Raw genomic sequence first — 25,509 nt, forward strand, 5'->3', positions numbered from 1 at the left:
AATCATTGGTGTGTACGCAGCTCACTTTGCATCAATTCAGGAAGATCCAGCGACATAGAAATATTGCATAGCATACCGCGTGCTAAAAAGATCAAGGTACGATCATATGGATGTTCAATGCCCGCATCGGTAAATGCCTGTACTACCACCTGATGTACTTCGCGGAAATTACGCTGCATCACTTCATGGACGGCAGGCTCCTGGATCGTTTGCGCTTGCATTTGCAGTACAATCTCATTACGATGCTCCTGCATAATACGAGCGTACGCTTCTACCAGTTCTTGCTCTAGCTGTTCTGGTGCAGTTGCACGAATAATGTGCCCGAATGCTTCCTTGATCCGCACCCATGATGCTTCCAATGCGCCGATCAATAACGATTCCTTCGTCGAGAAAAAGCGGAACACATACGGCTGCGAGATTTCGGCTCGTTCAGCTACTTGTGCTGTCGTAGCGCGATAATACCCCGTTTCAGCAAACACTTCAATCGCAGCAGCAACAATCTCATTACGCCGATTGATTGAGGTCGCACTCACTTTTTTCATGCTGAACCTCCAGTTAATTTTTAGTGATTGATCAATTACTAAAATCAATATAAATCATCTTGCAGCAGATAGCAAGAGCTTTTAGCCAATATATCGCTTCTATTGGTTAATTATGATTCTTGCTAAACCATCAGCAGGTCATAACGTTTATCGATATTCCCCTACTCCCCTGCTCCATCTGCCTTCCCAGATGCCAGCCAACGCAAAAAATGCTACAATAAGCAGGTATGTATACGATTGATTATCGATAAGCATGGATAAGAAAGCGAGGACTATAGATTATGATTATCAAACCAAGAACCCGCGGTTTTATTTGTACTACTGCGCATCCAGATGGATGTGCACGCCAGGTGCAGGAACAGATTGAATATGTACAATCCCAACCTGCTGTCAAAGGTCCACGCAATGTGCTCGTTATCGGCGCATCGACTGGTTACGGTCTGTCGGCACGTATTGTAGCTGCTTTTGGTGCAGGCGCTAACACCATTGGTGTATACCGTGATGGCGCTTCGGTCAAAGGACGCACAGCATCAGCAGGCTGGTACAATTCCGCTGCCTTCGAACAGGCAGCACAGGATGCAGGACTGAAATCGTTCAGCGTGATCGGCGATGCGTTTACCAATGAGTTAAAAGCCGATACGATTGAAGCGATCCGCGCGGAATTTGGTAAAGTTGATATGGTGATTTACAGTGTAGCTGCGCCACGTCGTACTGATCCGAATACAGGCGAGACGTTTACATCTGTATTGAAGCCTATTGGTGAGACATACACGAACAAAACTGTAAACTTCCATACTGGCGATGTTACCGAGATCAGCATTGAGCCTGCATCACAGGAAGAAATCGATGCAACAATACGCGTAATGGGCGGCGATGACTGGAAATCGTGGATTGATCAGTTACATGCAGCCGATGTACTGACAGATGATGTTGTTACGGTCGCTTTTTCTTATATCGGTTCCGATATTACACAGGCGATCTATCGTCAAGGTTCAATCGGTCAGGCGAAGAATCATCTGGAAGACACTGCTCGCAGCATGAATGAGCAGCTTGGTGCCAAAGGCGGTCAAGCGTATGTAGCTGTATGCAAAGCACTTGTAACCCAATCCAGCTCCGCTATTCCAGTTGTCCCGCTGTACATGTCTGCACTGTACAAAGTAATGAAAGAAAAAGACGTGCATGAAGGCTGTATTGAGCAAATGTACCGCATGTTTGCCGAACGCCTCTATATCGAAGGCGAGACACCAGTCGATGACAAAGACCGTCTGCGTCTGGACGATTGGGAAATGCGTGAGGATGTGCAAGCAGAAGTGGCAAAGATCTGGGACGCACTGCGTACTGAAAATGTGTACGAGCTGACCGATCTGGAAGGCTTCCGCAAAGAGTTCTTCCAACTGTTTGGCTTTGAGACAGACGGCGTCGATTATGAAGCCGATACTGAGCCAGATGTACAGATTGCTCATACTCGCTAAGCTGATACGTATTTCATATTTTACAAAACAAAGAAACAGGCACCGTATGATGTAGGTGCTTGTTTCTTTGTTTTACGACTATTATTTTATTGTTGAAACGATCGATGCGACATGCACGGTGCACACAGTAAAGCTGTTATATGAGTCACTACATTGCTACATCTATAGATGGAACAATGATAACGAATGGGTTATTCCGCTACTTTGAATCGATGTACCAGTGTTTGCAGTTCGGTTGCCAGCGTCGTCAAGGAAGCGGCAGAGTGCAGAATCTCTTCGCTCGATGCGAGCTGTTGTTCAGTTGCGGCAGCAATCTCTTCGGTGCTACCCGAGATGTCGCGAGTGCCTGCATTGACTTCTTGCAGCATAAGCGACGAATCGGTAAAGTCCCGGTTCATCTGGACAGCATTGTCAGCAATCTGACGAGTTTGATCGGAAATCTGTTCAGCTGCGGTAACGATCTGACGGAATTGCTGCACGGTTGTACCTGTTAGCTCCGTACCGGTTTGAACTTCTTCTTTGACCATTTGGATATACGATTGTGCAGATTGCGTTTCGGTCTGGATACGTACGACCAGTTCTTTGATCTGACTCGCGGCATCGGCAGATTGTTCTGCCAGCTTACGCACTTCGTCAGCGACAACGGCAAAACCGGAACCATGCTCACCAGCACGCGCTGCTTCGATCGCGGCATTCAGTGCGAGCAGATTCGTCTGGGTCGCAATTTGATTGATTAATGTAGTCATTGTGTCGATCTGAGCAGCATGACTTGCGAGTGTATCGACACTTTGATCGGTTTGCAGTACGGAATGATGGATTGATGTCATTTGCTGACCAACCTTGCTGATCGACTGCTCCCCCGATTCTGCCTGATCACGCATACTGCGCGAGAAGTCTGCCATGGAAGTCGTATTCGTAGAAATCGCACTGAGTTTATCCAGAGACGTTTGCAGAGCAGCAGTATTGCGTTCCAGCTGCCGGGTTTGATATCCAGCTTTGTCTGCAATGACCTGCATGGACTCAGCAACTTGACCGGAGGTCGCTTTGGATTGACCAGCACTGGCAGAAAATTGCTCAGCAGACGCAGCAACCATCTCTGACGATGCACCAATCTGGCTAACGATATCGCGCAACGAAGCGACAAAACGGTTAAAGCTATTTGCCAGTGCGCCAAACTCATCTTTTTGCCGAATATCGATGCGGCGTGTTAGATCGGCTTCGCCTTCGGCAATTGCATTCATTTGCGTATTCAACAAATGCAGTGGCTTCAGAATCGACCGCAGCAGCAGAATGCCAAGTACGATACCTGCCAGTGAAGTGACCGCGATAACAGCTAGTAAAATAAAGTTGCGCTGGTGAGCCTGTTCATCAGCAGCCTGCTTCAACTGCTGTACTTCGGTTTGCAGCAAGCTAACTACGTTATCAACAGCTGGACTCAGCACCTGCTTGCGCAAAGTACGTTCTTCACCAAAATGCACACCTTCAGCTGCATTCAGGTCAGTCGTACGCAGCGATAGCATTTTCGTATTCAGATCAAGAATCTTGGTGAAGGTAGAGTCAATCGTTTGAATATCGGTTGTATACGGAGTGGATGCAGACGATTGTTGCACAAGGGTCTGCGTCGATTGAATTTCCTTGATTTTCTTTTGCATGCCTTCTACATAGTCGGCATCACCGGTAAGCAGATAACCACGCTCATCGTTGGACAGACCCGCAAGCAGAAATTCAAGCTGTTTCATATTTTGTTGCAGTTCCATTTTGTCCTGCAACAGATTACTTTGCTGGATAGATTGACTGATCGTAACGACAGACAAAGCACCGGTGCCGATAATAGCGCCGACAAGGATAACTAGAATGGCGATAAGTTTTGTTCTAACTTTCATGAAGTGATGCCTCCGATGGAAAACTTATGAATGAGTAGCATCCATATTTATCGGACATTTTACGTGATAGTTTAGCGACTTTATTAAATTTTACACAGCGTTAAACAAACTTCGATTCACCATCCAGATGATGGAAAAAACAGCGGATATGGAGCGTATTTTTGCATGTTCACGCACATCTTTTTCCTTTGATTTTACACAGCGTTTACAATTGAACAACGAAAAGTGGAAGCCTTCTAAAAGCGCAGCTGTATAGGGAAGATTGATCAACGATAGGATGAGTTGGAACATAGAGAGGTTCAAAAAATTGTAACTTTAATCGTCTCCATGCCGCGGAATTTTACGTTATATTTGAATAGTCACAATTAAAACCATTTTCATTATATGTTGCGGGTTCGCCTGCCGAAGGAGCTATGAAGAATGGGAAATATGCTCAAAACGCTACGTGTGGTCGGTCATGTGGAAGCGGTCTCTTATTTGCTGCTTGTTCTGATTGCAATGCCGCTCAAGTATTTTGCCAATATGCCGTTAGCCGTTACATATGTGGGCATGATTCACGGTGTTCTGTTTGTTGCTTATGTGGCTGCTATTCTGCTGACACTGATTCTGCGCAAACTGAACATCAAGCAAGCTATTCTGGGGCTAATCGCTTCGGTGCTGCCATTCGGACCGTTCGTATTCGATCGGTATCTGGATCGCCAGCAAGCTGCTGACGTGTCACAAACCGAGATTCAAAAAGGATAATGTATATACCTGAAAGCCCCTGCCCGGAATATAACTGGATCGGGGCTTTTTGGTCATGATAGAGGAGCAATGTTGTTCTCGTATCATCCCTCTAGTAATCCTGTATTCAGGTATTGTCAATCTGGGAAGGAAGCTATACACTTCAAGGATGTCTATTGTGAATCGGAGAAGAATCCTAACGTGAAACGAAACTCTGCACTGTCTATGAATGAAGCATCTGCTTCCTCTGCATTGCAACAATTGCTGCAACCGTTACGGCAATCGAAAGCCTTTTTGTACTTATGGCTTGGTCAATTGATTGCGGTACTGGGCAGCTCTGTGACGATGATTATTTTGCCGATTGTGATCTATAATCTGACTGGTTCAGCAACCCTAATGGGGCTTGCCATGACGATCTATATGTTGCCTAATGTGATCGTCCTGCCGATATCGGGCTGGATTGTAGATCGAACCGACCGCATTCGGCTCGTACTATTCACCAATACGGTACGCTTCGTACTGATGATGACAGTAGCGATTCTAATCTTTACCGGTCATCTGTCGATGCCTCTGTTGTATGTAGCGCTGGCGTTATACGGGCTAATGGATGGTATCTTCAATCCTGCTTACGCCGCGTTACGAGCGGAGATATTTACCCCGGATATTCGTAATGCTGCCAATGCGCTGAGTCAGATGAGCATTCAAGGTGTACGGTTGCTCGGACCAGCGGTGGGCGGATTGATCATTACTTTTGCTTCGGCAGGAAGTGGATTTGCACTGGATTCGCTAACGTATCTGCTGTCGCTGATTTGTTTTCTTTTACTGAGCAAGCACTTTGTATCGGCACATCGGCAAAAGCTTACTGCTGCAACAATCACGCCCACTCACTCGTCAAACACCAAGGTAAGCAATTGGGCGACGATCAAGATGGATTTCTCGGAAGGCTTCCGCATTCTAATGGGACAACAGTGGTTATGGATTACAATCGTGATCTTCTCACTGCTGAATATTTGTTATCAGGGTATTATTGTCGTCTTGATCCCTTGGCTATTCAAGGCTCATTATGGGTTAACACCGGTCATTTATGGTCTGGCAATGGCTGGCGTTGGTGCCGGAGCAGTACTTGCGGCGATAGTGTTCGGTTCGCGTAGCCGCTGGCATCGACGTGGTTGGATTGGTTACGGTGGCGCACTGCTGAGCGGTGTTGCGTTATTGCTGCTGACTGTCGTGTCTTCACCGCCGCTATTGATCGGCGTCATGGTATTGGAAGGGTTCGGTATGATGATGTTTGCACTTGTGTGGGAGACGAGCTTACAGGAACTAGTGCCAACGGAGAGCTTCGGTCGTGTGGTGAGTCTGGATATGCTTGGTTCGTTTGCCTTGTTGCCAGTCGGGTATTTGCTTGTTGGATGGCTGGCTGATCATATGGGCGGTATCTGGACGATTACGCTATTCGGTAGTGCGGGGATTGCTTTGCTGATTATCGGATTATGTATACCGGGAATTCGACGGTTTGACTAATCCATCAGGAATGACAGGCAATAAAAAAGAAGCATCATCTCGCAGAATCCGCTTCTTGTGTTTGATCTTTTGCAGTTTTTCCTGTTTGCCAGGTTTGATTCGGGTGTGTTGGGACATCTCGGCATAGGCTTTATTCGTTTTGCGTTCTAAGCTTGGCGCCAGTTGTCCGCTGCGCTGTGCTTTGCGTATTGCTTTTTGCGTTGTGGTACGTGCCATGGGCAGTATACCCTCCATTTCATGAGATAAGTTAGGAATGCTAAGGTAAAGGCAGGCTGTACATATGATATTGTCATCCTGCTTTACTTTGAATAGTTTACCACAGTTTATCGTACGACTCCAATCAAAAACGGATGTTAACGTTGCTAATAACGAACAGTATGTGATGATTTTTCACGTATCGTTCGTTATTTTTTTGTATCATGATTCAATTTTTGCATTGTGGATTGTGCATTGTATTAAAAGATGACAAATTCACTGTTATACGCCGAAATGAAATGTTATAAAAAGCTACATGAGATTCAAATTGCTCAAATGGCTCTCAGCGATGAGACTATTGTTTACATCAAAACGATTTTACTACTTTGTTTGTTGTTGTGATCATACTCTATATTGCCTATACGGCAGTATTATTTACAGCATAAACGGCATTCTGGGTGGCAATGATTGTGTCTGTACTGGCAGTTCATTTTGAAGGAGGTTTATTATGTCATTTTTCAAATCCCTGTTTTTCCAGATTATCGTAGCGGTGGCGATCGGTATCGGAGTCGGTCTGATCTGGCCGAACGTTGGCGAAATGCTACAACCGCTTGGAACCGGATTTATCAAACTGATCAAAATGCTAATTGCTCCACTGATCTTCGTCGTTGTTGTTGCTGGTATCGCCAAAGCTGGCGATCTGAAGGCGGTTGGTCGAATTGGTCTGAAAGCGATCCTCTGGTTTGAACTGGCAACAACTGTTGCTCTTGTGCTCGGTCTTGTTGCTGCAAAATGGCTACGCCCAGGTGCAGGTATGAATATTGATCCAGCTAGCCTCGATCCGAATGCCGTTGCTGCCAAAACTGGCGGTGCTGAACTGCCTCATACCGTTGATTTTATTTTGAATATCATTCCGACTAGTGCGGTCGATGCGTTTGCTCAAAATGCACTGCTGCAAGTATTACTGCTAGCGTGTCTATTCGGTACAGCACTGGCTGCCAGTGAAGGTGCGCTCAAGCAAAATGTACTGACACTGGTCGATCAGATTATGGAACTAATCTTCCGCGTAATCGGTTATATTATGAAACTCGCTCCACTCGGCGCATTTGGCGCTATTGCTTATACGGTTGGCGCATATGGCGCAGCTACACTTGCATCGTACGGAATGCTGATTATCGCCTGTTATGCCTCAGCGCTGTTGTTCCTCGTCGTGCTTGGACTGGCTGCATGGTGGATCACTGGTATGAATCTGCTACAATTCGTACGCTACACTCGCTCTGAAGTGATGTTGGCAATCGGTACAGCATCGTCGGAAGTCGTCATGCCGCGTATGATGGACAAGCTGACACGCGCTGGTTGTAACCGCGCTGTCGTTGGACTAGTCGTGCCTACTGGTTATTCATTCAATCTAGATGGCGCGTCGATCTATCTGTCGCTTGCTACGGTATTTCTAGCACAGTCAGTCGGTATTGAACTGACGCTCGTACAGGAGCTAACTATTCTGGCTGTCCTGATGCTTAGCTCCAAAGGTATGGCTGGCGTACCGGGTTCTGCTTTTCTGGCATTGTCCGCTACGGCTGCGGCATTGAACGCTTTCCCGGTTGCAGTTGTTGCGTTATTACTTGGCGCTGATCGGTTTATGGATACGATGCGCGTATTCACGAACCTGATGGGAAATTGCGTAGCCGCCTTTGTGGTCGCCAAATGGGAAGGTATGCTGGATACGACACGCATGAAAGCGGTGCTGTCCGGTCAAATCAGCGAAGATGAACTGGATGCAGAAGAAGCACAATCCCAACAAAATAGTGAAAAAGGAATGTTGACTCCTGCTACTGGTGCAGCACCTGTATATCACGGTACCAATATGAACAAGCCCAAAACGGCATACGATCAATCTTGAGCTGATCGAAACGAAAAATCTGCTATTCCCCGCATATGATGCTGGGGAATAGCAGATTTTGTTTATGTTGCTTACAGATCGATTGTACGTCCTTCTTCTTGCGAGCGGAATGCCGCTAGAATCACATTCAGCGATTTGCGTCCTTCTTCGCCGGAGATCGTTGGCGCTACATTGTTCGTGATCGAACCGATAAACTCGTCTACGATGCCACTAGTTACCTGTTTCTCGTTAGTAGCGATCTCGCCCACTTGATAACGCTCTACCGTTCCATCTCTCAGCTCGACGATCACCTGATCGACCGGATCGGTTCCGATCTTCATCACGCCATTCTCGCACCATAGCACTGTACCATTGTCTTCGCCGCGGTATGAAGTCCAGCTGGCAACGAGCGAGCCAATCGCGCCGCTACCCATACGCAGCAAGCAGATGGCATTGTCATCTACATCAGTATCCTTTTTATCCAGCGTGCCGATAAAAGCGCTCACGCTCACCACTTCATCATCCAGCAACCAGCGGATCATATCGGATTTATGTACACCCAGATCGCCCATCGCGCCCATCGCTGCTTCACCTTTGCGGAAGAACCAGCTGTTCTTGCCATCAATACTCCAGCCTTCCGGTCCACCGTGACCGAATGCGGTACGGAATGTAAGCACACGTCCCAGATACCCTTGTTTTAATATTTGTTTAGCTTTTACATGCGGAGGCATCAGGCGCTGATTATGCGCGACCATCAGAAATACATTATTTTTCTCAGCAGCAGCGATCATTTGCTGCGCTTCCTCGTCAGAGATTGCCATTGGCTTCTCCACCAGTACGTGTGCACCGGCATTGGCAGCCGCAATCGCAACTTCGGCGTGCAGCCCATTCGGTGTGCATACGCTTACAGCATCGAACCCACCAGCCGCCAGCAACTCCTTGTAATCACTATATGCTTTTGCATTATACAAATCAGCATAACCCTGTGCGCGTTCAACAACCGGATCAGCAAAAGCGACCAGTTCCACATCTGAGTTTACTGCATATTCTGGAATATGGCGGCGTTCTGAAATGCTACCGCAACCTACTACTGCTACTCTAACTTTCCCCATACATCCCATTCCTCCCAATGATTGAGTTGATCTAATTGTTGTGTTCAACAGTTATATTAACGAAAAAGCGGGCAATTATCCAGCTTTTGTACCGTATTGGAACACAAAAATTGTCACGCTTACATAGTGATTAACCAACTTTGTTTAAGCAAACAACAATATATGGGTATAAATACACAGACGCCTTCCATATGTCGGCTGAACAGACTCAAAATTTCGGCAAACCATATAAACATTTTATTGAAATATTCAAGTAAACACATGGGAGGAAGAATGGAATTGGGATAAAAAAGTGGCAACAATCGTCTACATGTCTGCCACTTTCATTCCATGTATTCATTATATTCTTATTGCACAAAAAAATCGCTTCATTTCATCTATAACACGCGCAGGCTGATCTTCCTGTACAAAATGCCCTGCATTCGGAATCCGTGTACATGTCGCACCGGGAATTTGCTCTGACAGCAGCATTGACTGTGCAGCAGGCAGCCATTGATCCTGTTCTCCCCACACGATGTGAACAGGTATCGAGATCGCTGGCAGCAGAGGGACAAATTCATCTGTATAGATTTGATCAAACTGAGCGATTTGGTTAAAAAAGGCGGCTCTTCCTACATCCCCTTGCCACGGCTTCATATATTCATCCAGCACCTCCTGCCGAGGATTACACATAGCCGTCTCTATATAAGCACGAATCATAGGTTCAGCCATATGCTGTGGAATTTGCCGAAACACATGATGATATTCGCGTACTAGCTGCGCAAACGGCGTTCCCCATCCCGGCATTGCCACCGCATCCAACAACATCAATTTACGAAAAGGAATCTGATGTAGCAAATGAACCCGTAACGCAACTGCCCCACCAAAATCATGCGCGGCTACTAGCGGTTCCTGTATTTCCAATTCTCGTATCATATCCACACATAGCTGTGCCTGAACAGCGAGATGTACGTCATCATCGATCGCTTTATCCGATTCACCGTAACCAAGCATATCGTACAGATACACGCAAAAATATTGCCCCAGTTCAGCAGCAATCTGCCGCCAAATATAAGAATAGGCAGGTGTTCCGTGCAGCAAGAGTAACGGTTGCCCTTTACCAATTCGATGCACAGCAATTTGGTATGCTCCTATCCTTCTATACTGTGTATCCATTTTCGGCACATCCGCATCCTTGGCAGCATTGCGATCATCATTCCATTCAAGTGTCATCACAGATCACTCCTTCGTTTGTATATAAATAATCTCTGCAATTCACTATACGATTCATTCAAATATAAATAAAATGAATATTAATGATACTTATCATCACGTTTTATAATACAAAGGGTATACCGACCAAAGGAGGGCTTATATGAACATCGATGATCTTCATGTATTTACTTATGTTGCTCGTCTGGGCAGTATTAGCGATACAGCCACTGCATTACATCTGTCTCAACCGGCTGTGACACAGATCGTGCGCAGATTGGAAAATCAGCTAGGTCTGACGTTATTTGTCCGTTCACGTCAGGGCACTACACTGACAACTGCGGGTGAGTCGTTATTTCGAGAAGCTCAGTTGGTATTGGAGCAATATAAGAAATTTCAGAAACAAGCCGCCTATATGGCGGGTCATCCGGCACGTCATGTTACGATTGCGACGTATCCGTCTGTCGTCAGTAATCAGCTGGCTAGTTGGATGGAAACGATGGATGAGCATCAACGATTACAACATGTTCAACAGTACAACTTGACGATACGTGAAGGCAGTTATGATGAAGTACACCAATGGGCATTGTCCGGTAGCGCTCAATTGATCATTACGGCTGAACAGCAACGTATTCAGGGCTTTCATGCCACTTCATTATTGGAAGACGAATATGTATTGGTCTGTTCTCGTGCTATTCCTGCTCCTATTGCACTTGAGGATCTGTCGCAATATCGATTTGTGATGCCGTTGTCGGGATGCAAGGAATGGATTGCCCCTTATGTAAGACACCAGGGATTACGGATTCAACAAGTAATGGAAGTCGAAACTATTCATAGCACGCTTGCGATGACCAAAGCGCTTGAAGGCATCACGATCCTTCCTGCAAATAGCCTTTCAGAAGATTGGCGACGTTATTTCTATACACAAGCTTTACCGGATTCCATTCGCCGTTCTTTGCTCATTCAGTGGGCACCGCAACATCATAGCGATCCACTGCTCATGCAGCTGGTAGACCAATTGCATACGTTTGCTACTACCTCTTATACATCCATATAATAAAGAGCACCTTTATAGTCAAAAGTGCTCTTTATTATGGAATGTGTAGCGTGCATTAGATGCTTGCTATACCTATCGTTATGTTAAATATCTTCTCCACTGATCCGATTCATAAATTGCTGTCCGCGTGCGGTTTGTGGATTGTTGATCACCTGTTGTGGTGGACCTTGCTCGATGATAACGCCGTTATCCATCAGGATCACATGATCTGCTACATCAGCAGCGAACTTCATTTCATGGGTGACGATCACCATAGTACGCCCTTCCAGTGCCAGCTGCTTGATAACGCGTAATACTTCGCCGACCAGCTCGGGGTCAAGCGCCGAAGTCGGCTCATCGAATAATAATACATCCGGTTCCATCGCCATCGCGCGAGCAATCCCTACACGCTGCTGCTGACCGCCAGACAGCTGATGCGGGTAATAGCCGCCACGCTCACCAAGCCCCACTTTGTTCAGCAATTCCTGAGCGGTCTGGCGCGCTTTGGCTTTGTCTTTTTTCTGGACAATGACTGGGCCTTCCATAATATTCTCGATGACCGTTTTATGTGGAAACAGATTATACGATTGGAATACCATACCGGTACGTTTACGCAGCTCGGTTACATTACGATTGCTTAATTTGCGTCCGGGTTGAAACTCCAATTGCCGGTCGCTCAGCTTCAACGTCCCTTGATCCGGCATCTCCAGCAAATTCATACAACGCAGCAGCGTCGTTTTGCCAGAGCCCGAAGGACCGATGACAACAAGCACTTTTCCTTTTTCCAGATCTACATCGATTCCCTTGAGTACTTCAAGTGAGCCGAAGGCTTTGTGCAGATTGCGTATTTCTAGCATCATGGAGTTTGCCTCCTTACGATCTATAAGAATATATTACGAAATTGAATGCAGGTATGCCTGATTAACTAGCAGATGAGCGAGCAAGTCGTTTCTCTAATTGATTTTGCAACGCTGATAATATAGTCGTAAAAATAAGATAAATGACTGCCGCCTCAGAATAGACTAGCAAATATTCATACGTAGTTGCTACAATTTGCTCAGACGTACGATACAATTCTACATAGGTGACTGCTCCTGCAAGTGAGGTATCTTTGACCAGACTGATAAAAGAGTTTGCTAGCGGTGGAACAGATACTCTTGCTGCTTGCGGCAAAATGACACGACGCAATGCTTCTGTACGCGTCATACCAATCGAATAAGCCGCTTCCCATTGCCCTTTTGGAATAGACTCGATGGCTGCTCGGACAATCTCAGAACCATATGCACCGACACTCAGTGAGAAGCCGATCAATGCCGCAGTAAACGGATTAAATTCGATCCCAATCGAAGGCAATCCGTAGAAAATGATTGCCAACTGTACTAGCAACGGTGTTCCGCGAATGATCCATACATAAAAGCGTGCAATCTGACGCAACACACCAAACGAAGATAAACGTGCTAGCGCAGTCAGAACAGCCAGAATCAAACCAAGCGCAAATGAGAAGATCGTTAGCGGCATGGTGAATTTCAGCCCTGCTTCCAGCATGGGCCAGAATGAATCAATAAGAATTTGAATTTGACGATCTGTCATGACTGGACCTCCATTTTCAACATATTCAATATAAAAACCAATATCTTGATGCCTAATCAGGTCACCAAGATATTGGTTTACAGCTTTCATGTGTACGTTTGATTATTTGGAAACATCTTCACCGAAATATTTCTCGGAGATTTTCAAATACGTCCCATCATCCTTCATGTCTTTCAGTGCTTTGTTTACAGCCGCTACCAGATCATCGCTACCTTTATTGAAGATTGCACCGCTTTGCGAAGCATCTGCTTCTTCAGCAACGATTTTGATCGGCAAATCAGGTTGTTGTTTTTTCAGATCAAGGAAGGATAAGTTGTCGTTGATCGTTGCGTCTGCACGACCGGAACTCAGCAGTCCGATTGCCTGATTGAATCCATCCACCGATACTAGCTCAGCACCGTTCTCTTGAGCGATTTTGCCCAGATTACTTGTCAAAGATTGAGCCGATTTTTTGCCTTTCAGATCAGCGAAAGATTTGATATCTGTATTGCTTTCGGATACGATCAGCACAGCTTTGGAAGAGATATACGAATCGGAGAACAGGTATTTCTCCTGACGCTCTGGTGTAATACCTACTTCGTTAAAGACTGTATCAAAACGTTTGGAATCCAGACCACCAATCATGCTGTCCCATTTGGTTTCGATGAATTCTGGCTCTACGCCCAGACGTTTGCTCACTTCTGTTGCGATGTCCACGTCAAAGCCAGTCAATTTGCCTGCTTCGTCATGGTATGTGAATGGCGCATAAGTGCCTTCTGTACCGATACGCAGTTTGCCGCTTGCTTTTACCGATTCCAGTGTAGCTGCACCGGAAGATGATGTAGTGCTCTCGTTGCTGGTAGCCGCCTCATTCGAACCGCTGCCAGTTGTTGCTGTATTCGAGCTGTTACCGCACGCTGCAATGACCAGCATAGTCAGAATCAGCATCAGTGTTAACGAACCCCATTTTTTCATTGTGTAGGACTCCCCTTTGTTGTAGGTTGTTTGGATCGGTAGTCGATAACCGTCATACTCGTTTAATACACCATTCCAGGCATTCGAAATCAGGACGAATCGGAATCACCCGCCCGTTGTACGCATTCCCTTGGGTATTGGCTCGTTTATATTGATTACGGTCTGCCGTCAAAGTCCAGTGATGGACTGCCTCGTCTTTTTTGTAAAATGGCTTCCATCCGGTACATCCGTTTTGTTCACCTGGTCTCAAAAAATAACGAACTGCAAATTGAATAGTACACTGTCTGTCATGCTACGTCAACTGTTTTTCCGATACATTTAGTAGGTATTGAAATTTTCTCATGAAACATTCATTTTATATCCATAATTTATGCTATTTCCTTCTATTGCGGGTATATACACAAGAGTATATGCATAGCTTCGTATGTACTTGTATCTATGATGCGTCGCAATAAGAACTATCGTAAAAAGGAGGTGATCGCATGCTAACCCTTGTAACACTGGAGCATATTTTCAGAGTAGTAATTGCCGGGCTTTGCGGAGTATTGGTTGGCTACGAACGACGGAGTCGACATAAGGAAGCGGGAATTCGTACACATTTTATCGTGGCAGTTGGTGCATCACTGATGATGGTTATTTCCAAATATGGCTTTACTGATATGGAAAACTGGAGCAATGTCTCACTTGATCCGTCCCGGGTTGCCGCCCAGATCGTAAGTGGTGTCGGATTTCTTGGAGCAGGTACGATCTTTATGAACAAGCAAAAGGTCAAAGGATTGACAACCGCAGCTGGCATCTGGGCTACTGCTGGTGTCGGTATGGCGATTGGCGCTGGTATGTACTGGATAGGTATTGGGGTGACTTTACTCATTCTGCTCGTTCAATTTGCAATGCATGGACGTGGCGCGCCAGTATTAGCAGCACATTCGCATCAGCTACATGTACGATTAGTGAATCATACCGATCCAGTGGAAAATTTGCTTGATGTATTAGAAGAAAATGAAGTACATGTGATCAAGCTATATTCGCAAACAACCGAACCGACGCAAAACAACCCAGATATTCACGATTCTCATATTCAGTCAGAAATTGAGTTGCGGATGGAGATCAAATTCCCAGCTTCTCTGAAAACGTCAGACATTTTGCTTCTTTTGCAATCCCAGCCCGATGTACGCATGATCAATCTGGAATAGTTGAATCGTATGCACGTATTGAACAAAGCACAAAAGACTCCACATCCATTATCCAGATTGGAGTCTTTTGTGCTTTGTTACCATCATAATGAATTAGCATAGGATCAAAACGAAATAATGAGCTGTATTGCCTTGATCTATCTGTCTGTTAGCTTTTTATTTGCCGCTTGGTTTGCCTTTGTCGATATCTTGCAGCATTTGAATCTGATTCAAGTGATTGAGGATGTACAAATATTGCTCCGATTTCTTACCACCGTTGTATATCAGCTCGTCGATGTTGCGATTTTGTTTACCAGACAGATCGGCGATATTGGAGATGTTGCGCGCGATATCGTTAATGCTTTTCAACTGAGACGATTTGACGATGCCGAGCTGACGATTCACTTCTGCCTCAGCGTTCATTACACTTTCAAAGCTTTCGGTCGAGCGCTGCATCGTATCGGCTGCATTTTTGACGATATCTTTGCCTTTGTCTGATTCCAGACGGATCGACTCCATGATTTTGCTCATATCACCCAGCAGATCGAGAATGTCGGTGGCGCTTTTTTTGGTCGTATCGGATAGGGTTTTGATCTCGCCTGCAACGACGGCAAAGCCTTTCCCCGCTTCTCCCGCTCGTGCCGCCTCAATAGAAGCGTTAAGCGACAACAGATTGGTCTGGGTCGCAATATTGGTAATCGTACTGGCAAACTGGTTAATCTCGGCGTATTTCTTTTCAATCGCGGTAAATACAGATACAAAATTCTCGAACACCGCGGACACATCGCCCATATGACCTGCTGACGTGCTGACCAGCTGCTGGGTATGCGTAATAGTCTGCTGGGAGATCTCAATACTGTTGCCGACTTCATTAATAATGCTCTCGGTTTCACGATCCAGCTCATGCAGTACATTTTCGATGCTTTTGATCTCGGTCGTCGTTTCGTTCAACGAAGCCGCTGCCTGCTGAAATCCGTACGTAATATTGCCTTCTTCATTCAACAGTAGCTTAATATTTTTCTCCACTTCATCGGTCAGCAGATATACATAAGGCAGTGTATTCGGCTTGACCTGCTCCTCCGCCTGCGCTTGCACAACTTGTGGTACCGTTTCTGCTTGCTTTCCTTTAAATATGCTCTTCAGCATGCTGTTCCTCCTATTCAAATGCCAACAGCACCATCGTCTGATTGAAATGTTTATTATGAATCTGTTCGCCATAGCTGATAAAGCCCGCCTGATTTTTGCACACACTCAGCAGCTTATCGTCCAGACTTTTCCATGTATTCTCGCTTTTGAATTTCAGACTGCGCAAAATACAATGCAGCGAAAAAATAAAGTTCGGTGCGAACGCTAACCGATTCAACGTATCCTGAAAACATTCCTGAATATCCGACGGTTGCAGTACATCCATAAACGTATTCGGTGCCACTTGCGCATAAAAGGTAATCGAGCGATCTGGATTCACCTTCATCGGTGAAGTGATATACGTATCCTGCTTGATCACCTTGCCAAGCGGATAATTCATAAATGCTTGCTCCAGCTGGCTCTCCGGGATACCAAGCGCTTCAGCATAGGCTTCGGTCGCCGGACGATTGTTGAAGCTATATACGATACGCTTGAGCGGATCGGCATCTGTGACAAGCAAACGCTGCTTAGTGGAGAAATATAGATTCTCTTTGACTAGCTGCGTACGCTTTGGATAGTCAAAATACATCGCAACCCCGTGTACGCGCTTGCCCCCCATATAAATTGCCGTTTCCTGAAACTTCACATAGTCGCCTGAACTACCACCAATCACCTTAAAATCATCTTTAATAAAGAATAGCGTCGTCATGACACCTTCCTCTTGCGCTGATAGACCATCGTACAAAATAAACATAAACGCATTGGGATTGTGACGGACTTTGTTGTAACCCGCCTGCAACTCATGAATGCTCAAAATCGCTGGTGATTGAATCTCAATCGCCTGTGCCAAGGAAGTCGGATACGCGAATCCGCTGATGACGCCTTCGCGGAATCCTTCCGACGTATACTCACCTGCCGTGGAGCAGAGTACAGTATGAGCAGTAGCAACCGCACTCAGTTCCTTAACCTTCTCCACACCGGCAAACAGTACAATACCGGTAGCTGGATTCGCCTGTATATATTCTTTCGCTTGAATCGTACTCGTAAAATATAATGACTGCATGGGTTTCTCCCCTTGTTGTAATGTGAATGTGGTCATGCCCGTGCAACGATAGGCATTCCATGCTTGATACTTTGACTGCATAACATTTGAAGTAACTAAGTTAGAGGAATACAAAAAGATATGTGATTTAATCATCGGTTTTCTACACGACAAACTTTAGGTATAATGCGCATTGTTCCGCTATTTTCCGCCAAAATATTACATTTATACTTTTATTCCCACTCATTCTCTTAATCTAACAATCATCGACCTTCGCAAAATATAGCTCGGATACAAATAAATCTGCTGACTCTCGCTATTCTTATATGCACTGCAATATTGTCTGATATGCCGTATTTTGGAAGCCTGTTAAAATAAGATGCAAGAGAGCATTACATAATCGGCAACCTACATAGTTCATAGTTTCGATTGCACCGGCTTTGTATGCTACGCATGTGGAAGACACGCAGCTACTTATTTCCATCCAACGTCTTCTCGTTTCCTGAGCCGTGACTATCGAAGAACAGACCATTTTGCCGGAGCATTATGTAATCGCTTTCAAATAAAAAGCCAGAGGTGGATGTACAGTGAAATTGTTAACCGCAAACCGTACGATGACGCAAAAGCTTCGCCGTTTCAGCACCCTGCTTGCCCTGACTCTGTTGCTGCAAACGCTGGGCAGTCTACTGATTCCGGCACAGGAGGTGTCCGCAGCACCCGTGACTATTACGAACGGCATTCAATTCAAAGATACAAGTGGCAATATCGTGCATGCCCACGGCGGCGGCATGATCAAAGTCAGTGGCTACTACTACTGGTTCGGCGAGAACCGCAATACGAACGGCACATTCAAAGCCGTATCCGTCTATCGCTCCGCCGATCTGAAAAATTGGGAGTTCCGCAACAATGTGCTGACTAGCAGCTCCGCTTCCGAACTGAATGTATCCAATATCGAACGTCCAAAAGTCATCTATAACAGCTCCACCAAAAAATACGTACTATGGATGCACAAAGAAAACGGCTCGGATTATGGCGAAGCTCGTGTCGCTGTTGCCACATCCGATACCGTAGACGGTAACTATGCGTATCAAGGTAGCTTCCGTCCACTTGGCTACGATTCCCGCGATATGACCGTATATAACGACAACGGCACCGCCTACCTGATCTCTGCTACACGCGTTAATGCCGACCTGAATATTTACAAATTAACACCTGATTTCTTGGGCGTCGATTCACTTGTCACCACATTGTGGACAGGGCAATACCGCGAAGCCCCTGCTATGTTCAAAAAAGACGGCGTCTACTTCCTGATCACCTCCGGCGCAACGGGCTGGAATCCGAATCAGGCAAAATACGCAACCGCTAGTAGCATTACCGGTACATGGAGCGGCTTGAGCAACTTCGCCGATAGCACGACCTACGGCTCGCAATCTGCATACGTCGTACCGGTAGAAGGATCGCAAACGACATCGTATCTGTATATGGGCGATCGCTGGGCAGGCGCGTGGAGCGGTCCCGTTCAGGATTCCAAATACGTCTGGCTGCCGCTGAGCTTCCCAAGCGCTACCAGTCTGGCAATGAACTGGTACGGCAGTATTACCGTGGATACCGCGACTGGTACCATTACCGGCAATAACATTACTGACAGCTGGGATGCTAGCGCCTCTTATCAGATCATCAGCCGCAAAAGCAACAAATTACTCGGCGTAATTGGCGACGCAACCGCCAACGGCACCGACCTCGAACAACGCGCCAGCGGTGGAGCTGCTAGCCAACAATGGCAAATCACCGACGCAGGCGGCGGATATTATAAAATCATCAACCGCACTACAGGCAAACTCATCGGAGTAGAGAGTGGCAACACTGCTGACGGCGCTGTTATTGAACAATGGACAGATGGTGGTTGGACAAGTCAACAATGGCAACTCGTAAGCGTCGGTGGCGGGTATTACAAACTCAAAAACCGTGCGACTGGTAAGCTGATTGATATTTCGGATCAATCCACTGCGGATGGAGCAAAAGCGATTCAGTGGACGGATAATGGCGGCACGAATCAGCATTTTCAGATTGTGAAGGTGAATTGAAAGGGAGAAACGAAGCAAGCACTTGGGTGGTATTGAATAAGCAACCAAGTTCAATCTAAATGAAAAAACCAAAGCCTACTTGCTATGAGAACTTAGCAGGGGCTTTGGTTTTTTGTTTATTGGAGTGGTTATGTCTGAACGGATGTAGTGAGTGTAGTTATTTGCATGGGAGAATTTTTGGATGTAATCAGCCAGGATCGTTTTTGTGATTGCGTTCCATGAGCAACGACCATTCTTTTAGGATATTCATCAGTTCGGGATATTCGTTGAATTCGCTTTTTTTATTGATCTGATTTGCAAGCGTCAAACATTTAGAAAGATATCGAACTCCCTCAGCATATCTCTCTTGCTTAAAATGATATATGGCAAGATGACGATAGAGTGTTTCCAGCTTACCCAGTACTGCAGAGCGATTGTAATAATTTCCTTCAATAGCCTCATCATTCTCGAATTTTATAATAATGTCTAAAAACTCATCAAAAATACTTTGAATTGGAATATTATGACCATCTTCCACCTTAAACAATGTAATAAAACCATTTAATATTTCACCCGGATTCAGCTTTAAAAACTGGATATATTCAGGAATTTTATCAGTTTGACCCATTAATACACGAAGAGTCAAATCGTTAGCATAAGCAAATGTTTTAAATTTTTCAACTTCAAGTCGCCCTATATCGTCCAATCCCTCAAACCAACTCAAATCAGCGTATTTGGGTGGAAATTCAAGAGCTTGCTTATAATTGCCCATCTCTTCTAAAGAAGTGCCTCTACTTAAATAACTCTGTCCATAGTAAACAACTAAATGTCTTTGTAAATTTAAAACTGGCGAGCCATCTTTTTTCATTTTCATATGAAGTCGCTGATTGTAAACTTCTAAGACGAGTTCGTTTAATTCATCTGCATATTTCCCAATTTTTTCATAATCATGATGATTAAAATATATATTGATTAGTTCAAGCAAAGCATCCAACTTATAATCTACAGGTAGCTCATCTCGATAGTTTTCAAACTGTATAGCTGCTCTAATATTACTATCAAAGTCGGTATATTTTAACTGTAGTTGAAAAATTCGATATCGACTAATAGCCAGATTCTCGTTATGCCGGTACTTTTCATTTTTAATTACATACTCATAAAATGGAATTAGCGCAGAAGGAGACTTATCGAAAATCCATGATTCAGCTAATTCGAAAACAAAAGTCGTTTGATTACTTTGCTCCATCAAATGGTCTAAAATTCGCTCGATTTTAGAAATGAATTCAAGCTCCACACATCTTTTCAACAATGGCTTTAGTTTTCTCCAATGTGGGGTGAATTCTGCAAAATATTCTTCTATGTAGCTATCATAGAAATAGCCTTCTTCATAACCTAGAGCTTTTGTAATTTTATCTAGTTGTATGACGGAGGGCAGTTTGGGCTTGTAATGATTAAAAATAGAACTTAGAGTACCTCTGTTAATTCCGGTCATTTGGCTGAGTTTGTTTAAGTTAAGTTGTTTCTCTTTGAATTCTTGCTCAATTATTGTATGAAAATATTTTATCTTCGTTACTCCTCTCTATATAAACTATGTTTTACGCGTCTTTCCAAAAGCAATAATAACGAATACAAAAATAGATGAAAGATTCATTAAATACAGAATCTTTCATCTATTTTAAATTACTAAATTTCAGCTTGTTAAAATATTACCCCCCTGGTCCATGTCCAAAAGCCGTCAATCTATAACCTGTTTTAGTTTCAGATATGACAGAAGAACTTGAAATAAGAAAAGTGCTATTGATCACTGAAATTAAAGATAGGATCAAGATCAATTTTTTCAATACTTAGCACCTCCTTCATGAATGAATGATACATCTCAAGCTGACTTTTTAAAGCATGCTCTTTATTAACTTCAAACAGAGCAGCACATACCATGAAATTATTTTTGCTATTAACCTTCATGCTCAACTGCAAGCTTGTTAATAAACTTTCAATAGCTTCATTATAATCATGCTTCTTAAAGAAATAAACAGCAAGTTTTTTGTGTAATTCGATATAACGATCAATGCTAAATATATAGTCATAGTATCGAGTATTCAAACTATTTTCAGTATCAATTTCCCAAATATCTTTAGTGAATTTCTCCAATATATTACTTACATCAAATCCATATATATTAGCAGCTTCAACAATACTCAAAAGCCCTGGCAATATTTCCATTGAATTGTTTTGTAAAAATTCAACGTAATCCATTAACATATTTTGATGCCCCATGAGAACATGCAAATTTAATATATTCGCTTCAGCAAAACAATTAAATTTTTCCACTTCTTTAAGTCCGGTATTATCAAGCCCTTCAAACCAGCTTAAATCTTGGTAATTCGATATAATTGTTATTGCTTCTTCATATTTTTTCTGTTCTTCCAAAGATACACTTCTCATAACAAAACTCTGCCCGTAATAAACAACCAGATGGCGCTCAGTTTGTAATCCTCGTTCTCCATCTCTATTTTCACGCATATGCACACGATTCTCATAAGCCATCGTTGCTAGCTCGCGCAATTCATCTGCGAAAAACTCTACCTTCTCCCACATATGTTGGTTAAAATAAATATTCGCCAACTTCAACAAACCATCTAATCTGAACCCAATCGGCAGTTCATTCCGATATGGTTCAAAGGCGATGGCAGCGCGCAGATTGTTCTCAAAGTTCTCGCTCTGGTTCAATCGGAAAATACGATAGTGACTCACAGCAAGCCGTTCCGCATGACGATAACGCTCATGAATAATGACACACTGGTACAGTGGCAGCAGCTGTTCACGATAGCCTTCTTCATACCACTCTTCCGCCGCGTCAAAAATAGCACCGGTCTGGTTGGAATCTTCCAGCACGCGGTCCAGTACCTGCTGAATCATGTGATCTTTGCCCAATTGTAAGCAACGGTACAGAAAATTTTTGAGCCTTCTCCAATGCGGGACTTCCCGGTCAAAGCATTCTTTCAGATACAGTTCATACAGCCAGCCCTGCTCGTAACCGAGCGCTTCTGCCATTTTGTCCATTTGCGGGATGGACGGCATTTTGGATGGATTGCCGTTCAGGATCAGGCTCAGGGTGCCACGGTTCATACCGGAAATCTGGCTGAACTGGCTCAGGTTATATCCTTTGCTCTGAATTTCCTGTTCCACAATGGAACGAATGTTGAGGGCTTTGGGCATGACGTAATCTCTCCTAACTTAGCCGGATACACTTGGACCGGTTGTCTTGGTATTGTGCAACGAAGCGGGAACGTACTGCATTGCATATGTAGATTGTACACATTCTATTTTCCTCAACGATAATAAAACCATCCTGTAGATGGCTAACATGTTCCATACTTAATTAATATAACACTATTTTTGAGAATCATTCAAAGAAAAGTAATGTCACTTTGTTATAAAGATTCTGTAACTTTGTAGATCCGCTTATATCTTTTGTATGCAAACGTCTTCATGATTTACCATAAATCGGTGCATTTCTAAGGATTTCTTCCAGTTTAAATCATGTTGTCTTTAATGCTCATTCCCAATGTAAGGCAACATGCTGTCCCTTGCATGCTATATTCTACTCCGTCCGGTCCGACGGTCAATGTCGAAATGCCTTCATTGTTTACGCTTTTGCCCGGCTTGTACAGCTTCTCTTCGTATACGTCAAAGCTTCCTATCATCGCCTATTTATTATGTTTTGTTACCTCAGACTATTGCTGCTGAATCGCTTTATAACTAATCCATTGCTGATTGTACTCATTCAGTGTTTGATCCAGTTGCTGCGATTTCAGCAGTACACGGTGGTCCGAGAATCCGAATTGCTCCACCAGATTATGCAGTTCTTGACGTTCCTGCTCGATTCGCTGCAGACATCCGATCATATCCACTTTCATCCCTTCCTTAATTGTAAATTATTTCTTTTTTATTATCATAGCGCTGGTTTATATTTATCTTGAATTGCCATTTGATGAATCACACATAAAATTTATACAGCTCATCGTATCATTCATATATTTAAAATACTGGCAATATTAGTTATATCGGTGTTAAGTGTTGGAGATGTAGTAGCTGACTGAATTTTCATTTCGTTAAATTGAATTTGATTCAATCGAACCATTCGTATTTACGCAACCGCATCACGCGTATTGCTATAAATAAGGCATATGTACTTAGGAATTGTCATTTTTTGCAGACTGATATATTTGAAATTACATATGAGCTATAGATAAGAAATTAGCTTTTTGGAGGGGTGCAAAAGTAGAGTTTGCAAGTGAAATACGTTACTCATTGAACAGAAATACTTATATCCAACAAAGAGATGCCTATCTAAAAAAAGAACGATCTATACACAAAAACCGCTATTACTCAATGAGCAATAACGGTTTTCATAGTTCATTTGTATCCTCAATTTTCACTCTATCTCATATCTCGCTATCACAGCTAAACTGGTTGTATACCAACCTTGATTATCTCCGATGCAGACAGAGAAAAGAATTAGCGCAATTACTCAGTTACTGTGCCGTATACGAGTGTTGGTGCATCGGCATGATCGGCGATGCGGATGCTGTCATACAGTTTCGCTTTTACATCGTCTACATTTTCGCGGTTAGCATGGATCGTTACGAGCGATTCACCAGCTTTGACGGTATCGCCAACTTTTTTGTTCAGCATCAGACCTACTGCCAGATCGATCTCGGATTCTTTGGTTGCGCGACCTGCGCCTAGCAGCATCGCTGCGGTACCGATCTCGTCAGCGACAAGTTCAGCTACAACGCCGTCTTGTTTGGCTGGCAGTTCGATATGGAATTGTGCTTGTGGCAAGCGTTCTGGATGATCGACAACTGAAGCATCGCCGCCTTGACTAGACAGGAACAGTTTGAATTTCTCCAGCGCTTTACCGTTCTCAATTACTTCTTGCAGTTTTACTTTGGCATCTTCCAGTGAATCTGCTTTGCCCGCCAGATATACCATCTGGCTACCCAGTTCGTAACACAGTTCTTCCAGATCTTTGGGACCTTGACCTTTGAGTGTGTCGATTGCTTCTTGAATCTCCAGCGAGTTACCGATTGCCAGACCAAGAGGTTGGCTCATATCGGAGATAACTGCCATCGTTTTACGACCGACATTGTTACCGATGCTTACCATAGCATGTGCCAGTTCTTTGGCTGCTTCTGGTGTTTTCATAAATGCGCCTGCACCGGTTTTTACGTCCAGTACGATGGCATCTGCGCCGGCAGCGATCTTTTTGCTCATGATGGAGCTGGCGATCAGCGGAATGGAGTTTACGGTTGCGGTTACGTCACGCAGCGCATACAGCTTTTTGTCGGCTGGAGTCAGGTTGCCGCTTTGACCGATAACAGCGATTTTGTTTTCGTTTACCAGCTTGATGAACTCGTCTTTGGTAATTTCAACGTGGAAGCCTTCCACGGATTCCAGCTTGTCCACGGTGCCGCCTGTATGACCCAGACCACGACCGGACATTTTGGCAACTGGAATATCCAAAGCTGCTACAAGCGGAGCGAGTACAAGTGTCGTCGTATCGCCTACACCGCCAGTGGAGTGCTTGTCGACTTTGACGCCTTCGATTGCGGACAGATCAATTGTTTCGCCGGAGTTGACCATTGCCATTGTCAGATCAGCACGTTCCCGGTCGGTCATATCTTTGAAGAAGGTCGCCATTGCAAATGCGCTCACTTGATAATCTGGAATATCGCCTTCGGTGTATCCTTGAATAATAAAGTTGATTTCTTCGGTGCTCAGTTCTTTGCCATCACGTTTTTTCTCAATCAGGTCTACCATTCTCATACAGATCATCTCCTATTTTAAAATTAACACAAACCTAACATCAGAATCATCGAAAGAAAAGCATTCGACAGACGATGCGACACTGTCTCTGCACTTTGCCAGATTGATTCTGTTGGCAGAGTACGAATGCGAATTGTATCGTCTGTCGTTATGCTGTTCTATAAGATGCTTGTCACTGCA

General features: G+C 44.4%; 21 protein-coding genes. 7 read left to right on the top strand and 14 right to left on the bottom strand.

The features are described 5' to 3' along the window. Positions 1–2: 2 nt before the first annotated feature. On the bottom strand, positions 3–542 hold the full coding sequence (locus ACDE64_RS17390) for a TetR/AcrR family transcriptional regulator (RefSeq protein ID WP_411347676.1): 540 nt from the start codon (positions 540–542) through the stop codon (positions 3–5). A gap of 281 nt (positions 543–823) precedes the next feature. Between ACDE64_RS17390 and fabV the strand changes: the two genes are divergently transcribed. Then, positions 824–2,014 carry an enoyl-ACP reductase FabV gene (fabV, locus tag ACDE64_RS17395; RefSeq protein ID WP_411347677.1) on the top strand — a complete coding sequence of 397 codons (1,191 nt, stop codon included), beginning with the start codon at positions 824–826 and terminating at the stop codon, positions 2,012–2,014. 191 nt (positions 2,015–2,205) lie between these two features. Here fabV and ACDE64_RS17400 read toward each other — a convergent pair whose 3' ends face one another. Further along, entirely contained in the window at positions 2,206–3,897 is a 1,692-nt protein-coding gene (locus tag ACDE64_RS17400; RefSeq protein ID WP_411347678.1) for a methyl-accepting chemotaxis protein, read from the bottom strand. 420 nt (positions 3,898–4,317) lie between these two features. Here ACDE64_RS17400 and ACDE64_RS17405 point away from each other — a divergent pair, with 420 nt between their 5' ends. Both ACDE64_RS17405 and ACDE64_RS17410 read left to right on the top strand, forming a co-directional pair. Then, complete coding sequence (locus ACDE64_RS17405; RefSeq protein ID WP_411347679.1) at positions 4,318–4,641, top strand: DUF3817 domain-containing protein; 324 nt, start codon at positions 4,318–4,320, stop codon at positions 4,639–4,641. A 204-nt stretch (positions 4,642–4,845) separates the two neighbouring features. Further along, the gene (locus ACDE64_RS17410) at positions 4,846–6,141 is read left to right on the top strand and encodes an MFS transporter (RefSeq protein WP_411350326.1); all 1,296 of its coding nucleotides are present in this window, start codon (positions 4,846–4,848) and stop codon (positions 6,139–6,141) included. Here the strand turns inward: ACDE64_RS17410 and ACDE64_RS17415 are convergent. Then, positions 6,109–6,357: a hypothetical protein gene (locus tag ACDE64_RS17415; RefSeq protein WP_411347680.1), complete on the bottom strand. Its 249-nt coding sequence runs from the start codon at positions 6,355–6,357 to the stop codon at positions 6,109–6,111. The two genes, ACDE64_RS17410 and ACDE64_RS17415, sit on opposite strands and share 33 nt — an antisense overlap. Positions 6,358–6,844: 487 nt before the next feature. On the opposite strand from ACDE64_RS17415, the gene dctA reads away from it, so the two are divergent. Beyond that, on the top strand, positions 6,845–8,236 hold the full coding sequence (dctA, locus tag ACDE64_RS17420; RefSeq protein WP_411347681.1) for a C4-dicarboxylate transporter DctA: 1,392 nt from the start codon (positions 6,845–6,847) through the stop codon (positions 8,234–8,236). Between the two features lie 71 nt (positions 8,237–8,307). Here the strand turns inward: dctA and ACDE64_RS17425 are convergent, their stop codons facing one another. Beyond that, complete coding sequence (locus ACDE64_RS17425) at positions 8,308–9,327, bottom strand: Gfo/Idh/MocA family protein (protein WP_411347682.1); 1,020 nt, start codon at positions 9,325–9,327, stop codon at positions 8,308–8,310. Between the two features lie 339 nt (positions 9,328–9,666). Continuing rightward, the gene (locus ACDE64_RS17430) at positions 9,667–10,539 is read right to left on the bottom strand and encodes an alpha/beta fold hydrolase (protein ID WP_411347683.1); all 873 of its coding nucleotides are present in this window, start codon (positions 10,537–10,539) and stop codon (positions 9,667–9,669) included. Positions 10,540–10,681: 142 nt separating this feature from the next. On the opposite strand from ACDE64_RS17430, the gene ACDE64_RS17435 reads away from it, so the two are divergent. Beyond that, positions 10,682–11,575, top strand: a complete 894-nt coding sequence (locus ACDE64_RS17435) for a LysR family transcriptional regulator (protein WP_411347684.1) — start codon at positions 10,682–10,684, stop codon at positions 11,573–11,575. 83 nt (positions 11,576–11,658) lie between these two features. On the opposite strand, the gene ACDE64_RS17440 is transcribed toward ACDE64_RS17435, so the two are convergent. The 3 genes from ACDE64_RS17440 to ACDE64_RS17450 all read right to left on the bottom strand — a co-directional run bounded on the left by ACDE64_RS17440 (position 11,659) and on the right by ACDE64_RS17450 (position 14,098). Next, positions 11,659–12,411, bottom strand: a complete 753-nt coding sequence (locus tag ACDE64_RS17440) for an amino acid ABC transporter ATP-binding protein (protein WP_411346829.1) — start codon at positions 12,409–12,411, stop codon at positions 11,659–11,661. A 64-nt stretch (positions 12,412–12,475) separates the two neighbouring features. Next, the gene (locus ACDE64_RS17445) at positions 12,476–13,144 is read right to left on the bottom strand and encodes an amino acid ABC transporter permease (protein ID WP_411347685.1); all 669 of its coding nucleotides are present in this window, start codon (positions 13,142–13,144) and stop codon (positions 12,476–12,478) included. A 102-nt stretch (positions 13,145–13,246) separates the two neighbouring features. Then, on the bottom strand, positions 13,247–14,098 hold the full coding sequence (locus tag ACDE64_RS17450; RefSeq protein WP_411347686.1) for an amino acid ABC transporter substrate-binding protein: 852 nt from the start codon (positions 14,096–14,098) through the stop codon (positions 13,247–13,249). 482 nt (positions 14,099–14,580) lie between these two features. On the opposite strand from ACDE64_RS17450, the gene ACDE64_RS17455 reads away from it, so the two are divergent. Continuing rightward, on the top strand, positions 14,581–15,291 hold the full coding sequence (locus tag ACDE64_RS17455; protein ID WP_411343375.1) for an MgtC/SapB family protein: 711 nt from the start codon (positions 14,581–14,583) through the stop codon (positions 15,289–15,291). A 156-nt stretch (positions 15,292–15,447) separates the two neighbouring features. On the opposite strand, the gene ACDE64_RS17460 is transcribed toward ACDE64_RS17455, so the two are convergent. Then, positions 15,448–16,416 carry a methyl-accepting chemotaxis protein gene (locus ACDE64_RS17460; RefSeq protein ID WP_411347687.1) on the bottom strand — a complete coding sequence of 323 codons (969 nt, stop codon included), beginning with the start codon at positions 16,414–16,416 and terminating at the stop codon, positions 15,448–15,450. A gap of 10 nt (positions 16,417–16,426) precedes the next feature. Continuing rightward, the gene (locus ACDE64_RS17465; RefSeq protein ID WP_411347688.1) at positions 16,427–17,458 is read right to left on the bottom strand and encodes an FIST signal transduction protein; all 1,032 of its coding nucleotides are present in this window, start codon (positions 17,456–17,458) and stop codon (positions 16,427–16,429) included. A 593-nt stretch (positions 17,459–18,051) separates the two neighbouring features. On the opposite strand from ACDE64_RS17465, the gene ACDE64_RS17470 reads away from it, so the two are divergent. Further along, positions 18,052–19,521, top strand: coding sequence for an RICIN domain-containing protein (locus ACDE64_RS17470; RefSeq protein ID WP_411350327.1), 1,470 nt, complete (start codon positions 18,052–18,054; stop codon positions 19,519–19,521). 187 nt (positions 19,522–19,708) lie between these two features. Here ACDE64_RS17470 and ACDE64_RS17475 read toward each other — a convergent pair whose 3' ends face one another. The 4 genes from ACDE64_RS17475 to ACDE64_RS17490 all read right to left on the bottom strand — a co-directional run bounded on the left by ACDE64_RS17475 (position 19,709) and on the right by ACDE64_RS17490 (position 25,329). Next, positions 19,709–20,992: a DNA-binding protein gene (locus ACDE64_RS17475; RefSeq protein ID WP_411347689.1), complete on the bottom strand. Its 1,284-nt coding sequence runs from the start codon at positions 20,990–20,992 to the stop codon at positions 19,709–19,711. 302 nt (positions 20,993–21,294) lie between these two features. Beyond that, positions 21,295–22,716 carry a helix-turn-helix domain-containing protein gene (locus ACDE64_RS17480; protein WP_411347690.1) on the bottom strand — a complete coding sequence of 474 codons (1,422 nt, stop codon included), beginning with the start codon at positions 22,714–22,716 and terminating at the stop codon, positions 21,295–21,297. A gap of 518 nt (positions 22,717–23,234) precedes the next feature. Then, entirely contained in the window at positions 23,235–23,405 is a 171-nt protein-coding gene (locus tag ACDE64_RS17485) for a Spo0E family sporulation regulatory protein-aspartic acid phosphatase (RefSeq protein ID WP_411343380.1), read from the bottom strand. Between the two features lie 622 nt (positions 23,406–24,027). Further along, on the bottom strand, positions 24,028–25,329 hold the full coding sequence (locus tag ACDE64_RS17490) for a pyrimidine-nucleoside phosphorylase (RefSeq protein WP_411343381.1): 1,302 nt from the start codon (positions 25,327–25,329) through the stop codon (positions 24,028–24,030). Positions 25,330–25,509: the final 180 nt, after the last annotated feature.

Source organism: Paenibacillus sp. WLX2291 (genome assembly GCF_046603665.1).
Taxonomy (GTDB): Bacteria; Bacillota; Bacilli; order Paenibacillales; family Paenibacillaceae; genus Saccharibacillus.